Below are 14508 nucleotides of genomic sequence, written 5' to 3'. Positions count from 1 at the left end.
TGTGTCCTTTCTGTTTATTAAATAGACCAAGTGACTTGTGTTCCAATATATGCATCGGTCGTAGCAAGCAAGGTCATGCTGCCATTGCCATTTATTTGCAAATGTCGGTCATTGGTTGATTGGGTTTCGAAAGTAGGCACATTGAACATCGCTCCCTCCCGATGCGGAACTAATTCATCAGGGATACGTCCAAGGAAGATATCTCCCCTTGTTCCTTTGATTCTTATTTCAAGTGTAACGATGTCTCCCTGTCGCTTGTATCGTACGCCTGAAACACCCGTTGATGTCCACTCAGTGCGTTTTAGGTTGGCGTGGTCGCTCCTTGCATTGGTTGACCATGCGCTCCATTTACCGGCGAGCAGAACACGCTTAGCTGGCTCTGCGGTTGCTATTGACGGAAAGAACATCTGAAAGCACTCATTGTTACTATTGAGAACCAACAGCCAGCCATACTGACGAGCTGGATTGTTGTTTTCCGTACCATTTTTGAAATAGACACCAGTCGTCCGTTCCTGGTCAAAGTCTTTTCCGTAGGCATAGATGGCAGTGCCGTTCTTCTGCGTCAAAGCGTGCATCTGGATAAGCTTGTCGTTGGCGTAGATGTCGCCTTTAACATCAAGCGCCCCACGTTCCCATATTTTATTAATGCCAACCCCGAAACGACTGTAAGAAATGACTGCGCCCTCTGTCGTAATGATTGCGACAAATTCTGCGCTTGTGACTTTATCCTCAAGTCTGCCAACAACCTCCCAAGTCTTATCAGCCGGATACTGTCCGGATAGGTTTGCTGGGCTATTAACAAGCTCTGATATGCTTGTCCAAGAGCCGGCAGCAGGACCAGTGTCCGATGTGTAGCTTTTATCCGCAAGAGGTTTGACCTTAAATGTCAACGTCATCTTGTTCTTTTGCGATCCATTGACCACGAGAGGGGCGACTTTTGCCGTCCTTGTAATGGTCAGCGTTCCACCGTTCAAACCAGTTCTTGCGACATCGAATTTTAGGATTGGCGGGAAGTAGTCAAGAATAGTTACTGTACGTTCTATGGCGTTGCTCGTTCGCCCTCGACTGTCTGTCACTCTCGCTCTGATTACTACTTGGCCATCATAGTTCATCAGTCCAAGGCCACCGCCGTTGGTTATCGTGGACTGGTTCTTGCCAACGATTTCCGCATAGTAGCCTGTGATAGTCGAGCCATAAGCTCCTGACGCAGCCCCAAAATTAACTCTGATGTCAGATAAAATCTTGATGAAGTGCTCGCCGCCAGAAACGATGTTAGCAGCTATCGCATTGCCGTCTGTTAGGGTAAAGCCTGTCAAAGTCGGCTTGACGCTATCCGGTATAGAGAGATTAAGCCTTTTAACATCACGGCCAATCTCTCTGCTCCCGTCATAAGTGATAATGGTTATATTTCCGAAACCACTAGCGCTATTTGGCGTCTGTTCGCAGAGTTCTAGGGGGGGCGTCCAAGAAAAGCTGGTATCAACATTAGCAGTCGTTATCTGCTTATTAAAACTGCCGTATGTCGCCCATATAGCGTGTTTAAAGGCGTCATTCTTGCGATTGATGTTAATCGTCACTGGTTGACCGATAACGGCTGTCACACCATTCCCAGAGCTTGCTCTTGGTATGTCTGGTAATCGTCTATTAAACCCGACAGAGGCGCTTCCGTAACCACTGACATTGATATCTAGTCGCGCATTGATATTGACGGTCTTTGTTCCGTTCTGGTCGTGTGGGACTCTAAATTCGTTGTCGAAAATCAGCTTGTTTTGATTTTGACCGATAGTTGCGTCCGCTGTGATGTTCCGGGTCTCTCCGCCGACAGTAATAGCCAGTGATTTGTTTGCTCCGTCATAAATTGCTGCATAGCCGTTCGATATGAGCCTTACTTGCACGTTGATGACCGAAAAATTACCAGCAATATCTTGTCTGTATCCCTCTGAAACAACTTCGAGTTGTAGATTGTGCCCGTATGCGCCACTAAAATTAGCTCTGACCATTAAATACCTCCCACATATCTGATGACGTTCATGTCTGGATTGAGCTGATACTGTTCCTCACGGAAACGCCCAATTTGAAGCGTCCGTGTAAACACCCCGTTTTCAATCTTGAGGACACCTTGAGAGATATAGGCCACCTCAGAGCCGGCGGAGTAAAAGCTGATACGGTCGTGGTCAATACGGACAGAAGATGACCCATCTTTCTTACCGATATTCAAACCGTCATTGCTGGCGCTCATGTAGAGGTCTAGGAAACTCCATCTTTCAGCCATGTCGCCTATATTATTTTCGACCTTGGTTAATCTCTGACTTGCCGATACAAGCTTAGCTTCTGCTGCAGCTCGTCCAGCTTCATCTGCTTTTACATAGTCTTGATAGGATTTAACCCATTCATTGACTGTATCAATGCTGGCTTTGGCTTCAAGTTCAGCCTTGGCTAGCTGCATAGCTTCCGTTAAAGCGTTCAGCTGCTCTGCTGTCAGCTTTTGGTCAGCCTTGCTATCAATCTTGTCATTAACTTGTTTTAGTTGCTCCTCGTCGAGCGCACCTTTATCGCCTTTAGGTCCTGGAGGACCTTGTGCGCCTGGATCGCCTTTGTCACCTTTCGCCCCAGCTTGACCGTCAGCCACGTTGCTGAAAGTCACCTCTGCGGTTGCCACTTTCTCGTCGTTGAGATAGGCTTCTACAGTCACTTGCAGAGTTCCCTCAAAGTCTGTCGCACGGACTAGCATTTGGCTACCGCTGCCGATAATCGAATCACCTTTTTTGTAAAAGATGATAGGCTCATATACCTTGCCATTCTTTTCTAGTGTAGCCATGAGCAGGCTCTGCCCCGTGCTGTTCTTAAAGGTCGTTCCTTGGTCTGTAGATAGTTTTAGCTCGTACGGTATAGCCTGCTCTGCAAGTTTAGCCATGCGAGTTAGCAAGCTATCTGATACCTTGTTTTGAAGAGCTTGAAAGTTTGCAAAGACCGTCTTGTTTTCGCTTGGATTAGTAAAGCTGATTTGTTGCTCACTGACACGAGCTTCCAGCACCAACATAGGACTAAAGCCTGTGTCTTGGATTTTGACAGTGTCACCAATATCCAAATCAAAATATCCGTCTGCTTCGTATGTGATAGCTGGATAGCAATATTTCCTAAGATTCCGCAAGGCTGTGGAGATAAGCACTTCTTCGCTATCTGTATCGACTTCCATGTCCTTTCGTATCCAGTTATCGCTTGTCTCAGTACCAGTCAAAACTGACGGATAAAGTTGCTTCGATAATGGTGCGAATAGCAAACTGTCTTTGAGATAAAACTCAACCTCGCCCTTTTCGTTTTTCCATTCTTGTTTCTTCTTTGGATCAATGACCACTTCTGTAGTGCTGACAGATATTTCTTTAAGGTCGATGTCTGGAACTGAAACATCCACCGTTCCTCCGGTCACTGTGCTACCCTCTACGGTCTTACCTGCTTTTAGTTCTGGTGGATAGCAAAGCGTCTCAATCGCTCCTAGATATGCTTGAGCATTATATGTTCCAAGTGTCACATACTGTCGGCCTGCATAGTTCTGCTCAAGTACCGTCACGGTACTGCCATTATTAGCGATGATGATAGAGACGTGACCATAAGGCCCTGTTCCTTGATAGCCATTATGAGCTTTAATATTTGCTAAAGCTCCAGCTTTCAGCTCATTCGTTCCTCTTGGTCGCACTACAGACCAACCAAAATTAGCCCAAGCGTAGTCAGTTCCGATGTAGGCAGCAGCCATGCCGGCGCCGACTTTTCCAGAAAAGCCAGTTACACCACCGCCAAGACCAGGGCCGCCTAATTTCATAGAGTACCAAGCCGCTAAACCGTAACATTGACCACTTCCGACCGTCCGACCTTGTAAGCCTTTCATCTCGTTAATAACTGCTATCACCTTGTCGGCTTTGACTACTCTTGTTACCGGCTGGCTAGGGCTGCTTAATTGATTGTTAGGCTGTCTCCAAAGGTCGTCTAGCTTGTCCAGGATGTTCCCATTAGAGCGATTAACGCCGCCCCTTATATCCCTCATTAGAGCGATATAGTGGCCATATCCAGCAGCTGCATAGTCATACAGCGCACCGCCAATACGAAAAAGGCCACGAGTGTAGTCTTCAATGTTCTGCTTGCCTTTGACACCGTAGAATTTCCGCCCTCCGCTAGTCTGTTCAGCCAGCAGATAAGCATAGTCTTTCATAAAGTCGTCTACGCTAGCATAGTGGAAGTATGTTCCGCCCTCGTTAGCAGGTCTAGCGCTCCCTGTCGTGACCTTGACGCCACTTGGGCGAGTCTGAGCAGAGCCAGACATACCAGACCAGTTATTATCAACTCTGGCAACGTTAGAAGCCCCCCAGAAGCTTTCTAGGTATAGCTGACAAATCATACCGGACGGCAAAATGTTGTATTGCACACAGAGATTTAAAATAGTTTGGACTATCCCTGCACTCATAGTGTGTCCTGCATAGTTTAATCCGCCACCAGTGTATTTCTTACCACTTGCAGCCTGTGTAGCTGACGGATTGGCAACCTTTGTTGATGTCTCTTTGGTTTCTTCCTTGCGCCCAACTGGCTTGATAGCGTTGTATAGTTGCGTCTTGTCAACGCTTCGTTTGATACTACGCACATTCTTGCCGTACTTTAAGACAACATCATTTCGCTTGCGTCCGACGCCTTGATTTTCAGCACCATGTGCCTTGTAGACATTCATTACAAAGCGGTCGAGCTGACTATTGGATTTCAAGTGAGTTTCAAACTCAATTTCTGCGTCAAAGTTGCGAGCAAGAGAGATTAAACGTGCAAGCATTGTCTCTTGCCCCTCCCACTGCAACGCTCTGCGCTGGTCTGCTATCTCATTGATGCCTATCTCTAGCTTAGATACTCCTAAAGTCCCCCAAGTTTTGAGGTATTCTTCAAAACTCATTGCTTTTGGTGCTTTATATGCTTCGTTATATTCGAGCAACAACTCGAGACTGAGGTTTTCGCAGTAACACTTGATAATTTGCTCGTTTTCTTCAGTCTTCATCACGTTAAAGAGATAAGACCGGCCTTTGTACTTAAAGCTTACAAAAGCACGTTCGTTGAGGTGCTTATAGGCTTGTTGAACGTATGTGTCAGACCGAATTTTCTTCTTAAAGACTGAGAACTCAAAGACTGATGTCGCACTTTCAAGCGAGCGTGTCCACTTATCATTGAAGAAGTTCAAGGTGGTCTGCTTGTTATTATCGATAAAAGCAACCTTTTTCAAGGCGCTATCGTGAATTGTTAAAAGCATTAGAGCCACCTTTCTTCAAATTCGATAGATACAGTCGGTTTTTTCTTCGCCCAATTTGACTGCAAGATTTCGATTTCTGATTTCCCTGGAGGAATAACTGGCCATAAAGAACCGTCCACTACTTGGTCAAGGTCTGGGAGATTATTCAGAAAAACAGTGTCATTTTCGCTATTGATGATAAGCGTACTCCCTGCAGCATAGCGATTAGGGATATCCTTTGTACCGTTGACAAAGTCTTTTCGGTAGACAATGCTATCAAGATACATGCGTGTTGGTATGGGTTTGTCGCCAAAAGCTCCCATAGCAACATGGACTTTGATAGACTTCTTGCCTTTGATTTCAGGGACAGTGAATTTCTGATACGAACCATTCCAAAACAGTTGTACTTCGTCATCTCTGCGTAAGATGTCGGATTGACCGCTATCTTTGTTGAACGGATTTTCGTTTGGATTGTGAGTCGGCCAGAACGTCCATTGTTTTACCAATTTATAGCTTCCACTTCCATTAGCAGCTAGGAAGTTATACTCTGTATTTAGGCCGTTTCCTCGCTTAATAGTTTCAACTCCATAGAGGAACTCACCATTTTCGCCAGTGAATGAAATCTTGATGAAACCGTACTGATTAGCAGGATTTACCCAGAAAATCTGTCTCCACCAGATATACTCATGAAGCGCTCCCTTTTCTCCTACGCTATCAGCGGGAATTTCCCAAGTGACTGATCCAGCGTGATTTCCAAGAGGGCCACCTCCAGGATTGGCAAGGAACAAGTGAGGTCTTCCCCAAGCGCTTTGAATGGCCAATGTGCCGTTCAAATTTTGAGAGTTATCATTCAAGATTGCCACGTTCTTCTGGCCGTCAGCAAGCCCTTTGATGATGCCATTGTCTGAAACATAGTCCCAGAGGATTTCAGAATGCTTATATGGCACGATATCGGCTTCCTCGATACTTCCTGCTTCAAAAGCAAATCGGTCGCTTACAAGGCCATAATAGCCGTTCTCGTCGTTAGCCTTAAACGTGATAATCGGATAAGCGTCTGCCGTTCCCTTGTTATCAATCGCAAAGACCATCTTGCCTTGGCGCTCCTCGTAGTCCACTACACGCTTGTAAGTTGTAGAGTGTGCCACGCCGTCTGGGATCAAAAAATCAATTTCTGCTTTTTGTAGCCAGCGAGTAATATTGTCTGGAGTAATGTCATCGTAAGCAAAGCCCATGTAGTACTTACCTGGCTTGAAGTTGAAAGTGATACGCTTTGCTTCAGATACATTCAGTACACCAGCAAGTTCATCTTTCAGCTCTTCCATCTCTTCCGGAGTCCTGGTTTGCATCTTGATCTTAACTTTAATTCTCTTGGGTCCGATTTTGACATTTTGAACGTTTACGCCCAAAAAAGGAGCGTCGCTTGTTGCGATACTCCTTGTGTTTCCTATCGGGATAATAACATCCAAGACCTTAAAATACTTGGACATATCAACTCCGTTGAAAGTCATGATTTTTGTCAAATTTCCACCCCTCTCATCCTGTTGCGAATAAAGTTTTGATTATCCTGCCAGTTTTTGAATTTTTCTCCTGTCTTAGCTACTAGTGTGCCGTCATCCAGAACAGTATAGACAGGTCTCTTCACGGCTTCCTCTGCCACTTCTAACGCCTTGCGAAGAAATTCATCCGCTTTATCCTTGACGCTCTTATTTTGGCCACCCTGCAATCGATCACTGGCTGATTTAAGCTGCACTTGACTTGTGATAGATCCTGCAGATTGACTGATCATTTTCTCTGGATGGAAGCTGTAGCGCATCATTTCTCTCTGGACTTTGTCAAGACTGTCTACCACATCTGAGGTATTCTGCTCAATACCTACAGCTATACCTTGAGCGATATACCGACCAACTTGGTCTCTAAAGAGCCTGGATGGCGAATGGATATCTGCTCTAGCTTTTGCCGCTCTCTCTGCCTGGTCCACGAGCGCATTAGCCGCTGATGTGACCGCTGGCAAAGCGGCAATCATGCCACGAGCTAGGCCGTTTCCGATTTGAGTGCCGATATTAACCATGTTCCTGGCGCCGATATTTCCGACACGTTGGACAGACAATATAAGAGTATTCATGGCGCTTGTAGCTTGACCTACACCAGACCGGATACCATTGGTAACTCCACGAGATACACCTTGGCCTGCTTGTAGTCCTGCTGCAGTCATACGAGCTGCGCTTGAAACAATGACCGTCACTATCAAGGTCATGCCAGACTGTACGCTTGTTACAGCTCTAGCCATAGCACTGGCAATAACTGGTGCTAATGCTGAAAATCCAGAAGCTAAAGCAGGAAGCGCTGCTGATACTGACATAAGCGAAGCAGAAGCGCTTGCGCTATATGCTTGTACCATTGCCATTCCTTGGCCTAGTGCTTTCATGCCATTCCCTGCAGTTGCTATTCCTGCGCCATTTGCAGCAATCGCACCAATCCCAGTGGCTACTGCGGCTAGACTAGCGGCCATATCGCCAAGGTTTGTCTTGGTAATCATGACCACGCCCTCGGCCATCAGTTTAAAGCCTTTTCCGGCATTTAAAGCAGCGTTTCCGATTGCGTCGAATATCCCAGAAATTCCGTCTAGTATATTTCTTACCGCTCCGCCAAAGCTTTCAATCACGCCTTTAGCGCCGTCAAGAACAGTCTTGATAGACTCTCCTAAGCTCTTAAAGAGGTTAGCTATACTGTCGATGATTGGGCTTATCTGACTAACTAGCGTCGTAAATGCTTCGACAATTGACTGCAGTACAGGAGCTAATGCTTGTACCATTTCCGAAACAGCGGGCATAAACGGCGCTAAAGCTTGAACAATCTTAACGATAGCGTCTGCTACGATTTGAGCTATATTAGTAAACACATTCCCTACAATCTCAACGATAGGTGTTAATGCTGTTACGATAGCCGCTGCGCCCTCAGTCAAAGCTGTGATAACTGGCGGAAGCACAGAGATGATAGATGTAAATGCTTCTCCTAGGGCTGTAACGAATGGAGATGCTGCCGCTATTGCTTGCCCTACTGCTACGACTAACGGAGATAGCCCAGCAAGTGCCGATGTAACTGTCGGAAGTACTCCCGCTACCGTTACAATCGCTTGTGCGAATGCGCCGATAATAGCTGTTGCAAAGGCAGAAAAGGCTTGGCCTACCGCTCCAATGATTGCGCTTATTCCTTGGCTTTGAGTTGCCAAAAGAGCAAAGCCAGCGGCGATAATAGCTACTCCTGCTCCAATACCGACTGCAGCAATACCAACCGCAGCACCAAAGGCTAGGATGTTAGCCACTCCTGCTGTTTTAAGCGCTGCACCAAAAGCCATGATAACTTGTGATACACCGCCTAAAGCTGCTTTAATACCTACTCCGATACCAACTGCAGCAGATTTAATCGCACCGCCGATAGATTTGATAACTGAACTTAGGCTATTCAATATTTGAGAGATTTTAGATTTCCCTTGTGTCACAGCTTCAGCTGCCCCGTTAGATGCATCTGCTGCATTCCGTCTGAAAATACTAAACGGATTGAATGATTTTAGGAAGTTGAATGCTTTAAAACCTACGACAAGACCAACTAGAGCTGTTGTTATCCCTTGAACGATAGACGGATCTAACCCTGCAATGAAGTCTCCGATGGCTTTTACAACGTTTGATATGACTGTTACCACATTCCCGATAACAGACCCAAGCGTCGACCAGATAGATGCATCTCCTATGCTAGTGATTACATTGTTGTAAGCATAAATTAAGCTGTCTATGGCTCCTTTTGCTGCCTTTATTGCTCCAGTCTGCGCAAATGCGTTGACGAAGTTCTCTACAATTTTCGCTCCCGCTGAAAATGTGTTGATAACAGCACCTACGATGTTACTGATAGTATTTAGCCACGCTGTCTTGCTTCCGGCACTTGCGAATGCGTTTCCGACTGCAGAAATAGCCGCTTTTACATTATCTATAGCAATCGATAGCTTAGCTATTGTTAAGTTTGCATCTATCCCAAACCCAGACATCATGGTTTTAAAAGCCTGCTGTATCTGTGGCCCTGCTTCAGATATTGCACTGGAAATAGCACCAGGAAGTTGCCGCATAATATTACCGACCATAGGAATAAAATTCCCAAGCAAGAAAGTGGACGTTGTAGAAACTAAGTTTTTGAGCGATGGACCTATATCCATACCCAGAGCTAACTTCCCGGCCAAGCTTTGCCAAGCAGCTTTCATTGATGCAAAAGAACCACTCAGGGTTGAGCTAGCTTCCTTAGCTGTCGTCCCTGTTATTTCAAGTTTCTTCTGCATAACTGAAATAGCGTTCACGATATTCCCAAAGGACATATTGCCATCTTCTACAGAGACATTCAACTCGTCTTGGATGTCTTTCATCGCCGCCGCATCTTTAATCAATCGCTGCATTTCCGTCTTGGTGCCACCATAGCCCAATTTGAGATTGTCCAACATAGTGAAATTGTCTTTTGCAAAACCTTGATAGGCGTTTTGGATCAATTCCATGTTAGTACCCATCTTGTTTGCGTTGTCGGACATGTCAATCATGGCTCTGTTAGCTACATCTGCAGCTTTCTCTGTGTCACCGCCCAAAGACTGCAACAAACTAGCAGAAAAGCTTGTCACGTTTTCCATGTAGGCATTAGCGGATAACCCAGCAGTCCTGAAAGCCTCGTCAGCATATGCTTTGACTTTATCTGCTGAACCCTTAAAAAGCGTCTCGACTCCTCCCAGCGATTGTTGAAGGGCAGCGCCTTCTGAAATGACTGTTGAAAAAGCACCCTTTATGGAGCCAGTCAAAGCTTCGATACCACTCATTAGAGCTCCACTTATTAGATTCGCTCCTAAGACAGACTTGAAAACTGATCCGACCTTTGTTCCGGTATCGCTCAATCCGCCTAGCAAGCCCCTTAGCTTACTAATGCCGCTCTGCGCTCTGTCGCCGTCCATATCAACTTGAATAACGACTCTTCCGTCCGCCATTTAGTTCCTCCTTTCGTTAGTAATCAATTTCTTCTGGCAATGCATATTCTGTTTGTAGCTTTCGCATGCTGCTGATGTATTCCTGAGTGTCGTCTTTTTGAGGCTCCCACGAGCGTATTTTCAGGACTTCTGCGAACTTCGTATTGCTTGGAAGTCCATTTAAAAGAGCATTAAACTTCTGCCAGTGAAGTTTACCCTGGACCTCAATTAAATCTATATTGTACGCCTGCAGAAATGAGGAATAGATGTAAACACCGTCATATTTCAAAGAAAAAAGCGGTTCTTTTTCATCTTCTTCCTCGTCATCATCTATTGGTGTACGTTCAATAAGGTTGCCAGCCAAGTCATACTCTTTAACCTCGCCTCTGGAACTTTTGATGACGACGTGTTCCTCGGAAATCCGTTTATAGATTTCTAAGGTCGTTTCAATATCCAGGTGTTCCAAAAGACTATCAGCCGCCCGCTTCTCGCTATCAGTGCTGGTCTTCAGCAATATTTTCAAGGCAAAGATAGGCTTGGCTATAACAGGGATGTAGTCATCATGTATCATGTCGAAGAGCCTCAAAACATTGTCAAAAGACAGGTCAAGCGGGTAGCTCTTATCATCAAGGACTAGTTCATCTCTAAATCTCCTTGATAAATCAAACATGGCTACTTACCAAGATATCGATCAAGCAATTCTTGACTTTCTTTCGAGATTTGCTCCTGTTCAACACCCTGCATAATCTCAATGAAATAATTAATACAGTCGACAGTGGACTGTCCAGAGAGATTATAGACCTTGTCAAAAGAACCATCGCCAAAGATACCATTGTAGGCAAGTTTAAGAATTTCTCTTGCTTTGGTTACATCTCCTTTGCCGTCCTCGTCCACAATTTTCTGAGCCTCTAACTGCAGATCTTGAGCAAATGACTGCATCTTCTCGATGTTTTCGTCACTCTTTGAAAATTCAAACTGAAACTCTCCAAAGTCGATCGGGATTACCTTGTTCCGTAAATTGATTACTACCATTTGATTTTTTCTCCTTTACACAAAATAAGAGGGCGCATATTGTACGCCCTCACTCAAATTTAACCAGGGACTACAGCAGATTTTTTCGGTTTCTGATCCCACATGATTTTAGCTTTAAAGCCTTCATGTTCAGTCGCTTCGCCATCTCCAATTTCAATTTCAGAGACAGTGGCTACTCCTACCCGCTGGTTTTTGCCGTCAGCATCCACTTCCTTGTACCATACTTTACGGCCGTCTCCCACTTCGTCCTGCATATCTGCAATCATATTCTGAGCTTCGTCAGTGTCATTACGCTTGCCTTCAAAAGAGCGTCCGCGCTTGACTGATGTGATTGTTTCTACAGGCGTTCCATCACCTGCGAAGTCTGCAGAGTCGTCTGTCTGTTCGTCAACTTCCGGAGAAGACGATGTGATGTCCTTTGCAAGCCATTTGTATTTTTCTTTAGCTGGCTCTGTATCTTGTGTTGCCGGATCAAACGGAGCGATGTAGTGTTTCCGTAGGGCGTTTTTGCGTTTTGCCATGTTTTTGTTATTTCCTTTCTATTTCGAGGCTGGCTGTGATATCCAGCTGATAAATGTAGAAGCCTTGTTCGTCTAAGTCATTCAAAAACGGCTTAGCTACTTCAAGACCTAAAAATTCGTATGACTGATTCAGACTAGGTAAGTCCAAATCAAGCTGCGATAGAGAAGTATTAATAAGCCACAATGTGGCGTTGGTTAGTGACTGATCCTGCGACTTGATAGCAATTTCAAAAGGCAGGCTCACTGTCTGCGTGCCTGCCATATCTTCTGCCTCTACCTTGCCACCTGGCAGCGGATAGATAACCAAGTCCTCATGTTCTCCCAAGTAGTCAAGTCTAGCTGGTATAGCCAGATTCAGTTTCTTGATATGATTTAGCAGAACCGTCGAAAAGTCGTTGTTATTGATCATGTTCGTACTCCCATGGCTCTAAGGCCGACCTTGGACCAGTCTTTCGCATGGATAGCTGATGCCTTCTTGTCCCACCTTGGGCCAGTTCCTGGAGTTGAATACCTCCTAAATTTAAAGCTTCTGTTCTTGTTGTAAGAACTGCCATAGTATTGAGCTCTAGCATATGGCTTTGAGTAAGTGATTCGGTCTCTCTGGACGCTTCCGCTCCCTCTCAAGTCTCCTCCTTTACGAGGGACAAATTGATCCATATCCAAGAGCATCTGGTTAGCTATGGCTAGCTTTCCTTTAGCCAGAGCCTGAGGAGAAACCTTTCTCTCAATCCCATTGAGATTAAAAGACACCTTGACACCTCCAGACATCAAATCACCTCGATTTCATAAGCTAGAAGCTTTCTGGTTAGCGGATGATACTGCGGGATGATACTGCGTACAAGATAAAGGGTGCCGTCATCATCGATGACACCACCCAAGTAAGACTTGTCCAATTCAACCGGACAGAATTGAGGGTAAACAATCACCGTTGATGGTTTCGTCTCGCTTCTGTTGCTTCCGGCTCCTGTGTGAGATAAGACTCGGTCAAACTTGCAAGGGGATAGTAACAAGGGCTCTGAATAGGTTTCTTTGCCCCAGTCATCCTTTCCTGCTGGTTTCTGGATTTTAACAGAGTCAGGAAGCATTCTCTTATCTATCATATTCTACCCTCACAAATCCAAATCCGGCCGATTTCAACCAGTTTTCTGCATCCCGAGATAGATTATAGCGAGCAGCTAAAGAAAGCCCCTGAGATGAGCTCTGAGAACTGTTTTGATAGCTTACAGATGTTCGACCTACTGACATGCTGGCCACTGCCTGCTTGTCCTCGGCCGTCATGATGCCCGTGCTATCCAGATAAGCAACCTGAAAGGCCGTGGCTCGCTTTACAGCCCGCCGCCTTGGCTCAAAATCACGCTCAAAGTCATTGTAAGAGTAGAAATCCCGAGTGTAGAGATCTACAGCCATTTCAGCACGCTTAAGCAAACTATCAAAGTCTGTCGTCTCGCCAAAACCGAGGTCTTTATACTCTTGTTTGGTCAAATAGGGCATTTAACACCTCCTTAAGAGGTTGATTCAACCTCTCCGATTCTTTCTTCACGATATTTCAGCCATTCCTCGCCATAAACAGCTGTGATTTGCTTGTTGATTTCGTCCGCTTCGTATGTCTGCAGGTCATAGACCTTTCCTTCGTCAAATTGACGGTCAGACTTTTCCATGTAGAAGTTCTTAGTTGCTATATAACTAGCCATTTAGTCAAACCTCCTTTTTGTAGCCTTGTTTTTCAAAAGCCGAAATCACAAAAGGATCAGACAGAGTAAAAGATACCCCGTCTTTAGTTAAAGTGACGTTGACTCTTTCGGAAATGGCATTGGCGTCTTTAGACTCTTCCAATACAGTTTTATCGATTTCGGTATTAGCCATTACCTATCTCCTTTAAGCAGTTTTGTGAACATAGATAGCTTTCTTCTTGTTGTCAAGAACGAAAGCGTCGTAACGGATACGACCCTCGACGAGCTTGCCGTTAATTCCTGGCGGGTTGTCGTGGATCTTGTAGTCTTCTAACTTAACAGGAGATGTAGTGGCCACAGGGTGAGCGATAACAAACTCTACATTTTGAGGCAAACGTGATGTAGGCGTCAAGACTACTGGCAAACCGTCAATCATACCAACTTGGCCCTTGATTGTGATTTCTTGACCAAGGTCAGAATTTTTCACAAAAGTTGGGTCGAGTTTGATTAGCTTGTAGAATTTAGGAGAGACATGAAGAACGCGTCCAGCTGTTGGGATGAAAGCATCTGTCAATTTCACTTGTCCATCAAGAACGAGTTCATAGGCATTAGTCTTGGTCACCGCTCCAGTTGCAACATGTTCAGCGTCAGCTCCAGCCACGATAGTTGCAAATCGGTAAGTATCGATTTCAGGGATCACAACTTCTGACAACTGACGAGCTAGAGCCTTGCCGGCTTCCATTACGCCATTTGTATCCTGCTCTGATTTCTTGTCGATAGTGAAAGTGAATGAACGGTCTTTTGTCAACACCATTGTTTGTACTGTGTTACCAAGTTCTTCGGCTTCTCCGTAACGATTTTGACCAGTTGTCTTGTAATCGTTCATCTTAGATGTTGGTACTGAGTATACTTTTACCGTATCAACCCCTGTGAATTCAAAATCTTGGTTGATGATACCTGTAGATAGGGCTTCTTTAGCAAAGCGCTCATCAACTTTGCTGTCAAATTTAGCTGCATAATTTACTGCCATTTAGTTTT

14 protein-coding genes are annotated in these 14508 nt (G+C 45.2%); all 14 read right to left on the bottom strand.

The features are described from left to right. Positions 1-17 precede the first annotated feature (17 nt). The 14 genes from K1J09_RS08860 to K1J09_RS08795 are packed head-to-tail and all read right to left on the bottom strand — an operon-like array spanning position 18 to position 14500. Positions 18-2000, bottom strand: coding sequence for a DUF859 family phage minor structural protein (locus tag K1J09_RS08860; protein ID WP_223324019.1), 1983 nt, complete (start codon positions 1998-2000; stop codon positions 18-20). Then, positions 2000-5278 (bottom strand): phage tail spike protein, encoded by a 3279-nt coding sequence (locus K1J09_RS08855; protein ID WP_223324020.1) that lies wholly within the window; start codon positions 5276-5278, stop codon positions 2000-2002. The genes K1J09_RS08860 and K1J09_RS08855 overlap by 1 nt, the downstream gene beginning before the upstream one ends. Next, positions 5278-6777 carry a distal tail protein Dit gene (locus K1J09_RS08850; RefSeq protein WP_223324021.1) on the bottom strand — a complete coding sequence of 500 codons (1500 nt, stop codon included), beginning with the start codon at positions 6775-6777 and terminating at the stop codon, positions 5278-5280. Before K1J09_RS08850 ends, K1J09_RS08855 begins: the two co-directional genes overlap by 1 nt. Beyond that, a complete protein-coding gene (locus K1J09_RS08845) occupies positions 6774-10268 on the bottom strand; it encodes a phage tail protein (protein ID WP_223324022.1) in 3495 nt (1164 codons plus the stop codon). Before K1J09_RS08845 ends, K1J09_RS08850 begins: the two co-directional genes overlap by 4 nt. A 16-nt stretch (positions 10269-10284) precedes the next feature. Beyond that, positions 10285-10917, bottom strand: coding sequence for a Gp15 family bacteriophage protein (locus K1J09_RS08840; protein WP_223324023.1), 633 nt, complete (start codon positions 10915-10917; stop codon positions 10285-10287). A gap of 2 nt (positions 10918-10919) precedes the next feature. Continuing rightward, positions 10920-11279, bottom strand: a complete 360-nt coding sequence (locus K1J09_RS08835) for a hypothetical protein (RefSeq protein ID WP_223324024.1) — start codon at positions 11277-11279, stop codon at positions 10920-10922. A gap of 59 nt (positions 11280-11338) precedes the next feature. After that, complete coding sequence (locus tag K1J09_RS08830) at positions 11339-11800, bottom strand: phage tail tube protein (protein ID WP_223324025.1); 462 nt, start codon at positions 11798-11800, stop codon at positions 11339-11341. Between the two features lie 7 nt (positions 11801-11807). After that, positions 11808-12209 (bottom strand): minor capsid protein, encoded by a 402-nt coding sequence (locus K1J09_RS08825; protein ID WP_223324026.1) that lies wholly within the window; start codon positions 12207-12209, stop codon positions 11808-11810. Next, on the bottom strand, positions 12206-12568 hold the full coding sequence (locus tag K1J09_RS08820) for a minor capsid protein (protein ID WP_223324027.1): 363 nt from the start codon (positions 12566-12568) through the stop codon (positions 12206-12208). The genes K1J09_RS08825 and K1J09_RS08820 overlap by 4 nt, the downstream gene beginning before the upstream one ends. After that, complete coding sequence (locus K1J09_RS08815; RefSeq protein WP_223324028.1) at positions 12568-12900, bottom strand: putative minor capsid protein; 333 nt, start codon at positions 12898-12900, stop codon at positions 12568-12570. Before K1J09_RS08815 ends, K1J09_RS08820 begins: the two co-directional genes overlap by 1 nt. Beyond that, the gene (locus tag K1J09_RS08810; RefSeq protein WP_223324029.1) at positions 12890-13291 is read right to left on the bottom strand and encodes a hypothetical protein; all 402 of its coding nucleotides are present in this window, start codon (positions 13289-13291) and stop codon (positions 12890-12892) included. Before K1J09_RS08810 ends, K1J09_RS08815 begins: the two co-directional genes overlap by 11 nt. Positions 13292-13302: 11 nt before the next feature. Next, entirely contained in the window at positions 13303-13491 is a 189-nt protein-coding gene (locus tag K1J09_RS08805; protein ID WP_223324030.1) for a hypothetical protein, read from the bottom strand. 4 nt (positions 13492-13495) lie between these two features. Beyond that, positions 13496-13663, bottom strand: a complete 168-nt coding sequence (locus K1J09_RS08800; RefSeq protein ID WP_223324031.1) for a hypothetical protein — start codon at positions 13661-13663, stop codon at positions 13496-13498. A gap of 12 nt (positions 13664-13675) precedes the next feature. After that, positions 13676-14500 (bottom strand): N4-gp56 family major capsid protein, encoded by an 825-nt coding sequence (locus K1J09_RS08795; protein ID WP_223324032.1) that lies wholly within the window; start codon positions 14498-14500, stop codon positions 13676-13678. Positions 14501-14508 lie beyond the last annotated feature (8 nt).

The sequence above is a fragment of the Streptococcus sanguinis genome, from assembly GCF_019928825.1.
Lineage (GTDB): Bacteria > Bacillota > Bacilli > Lactobacillales > Streptococcaceae > Streptococcus > Streptococcus sanguinis_L.
Note: the sequence above shows the minus strand (reverse complement) of the source record. Positions and strands in the feature narration are given on the sequence as shown.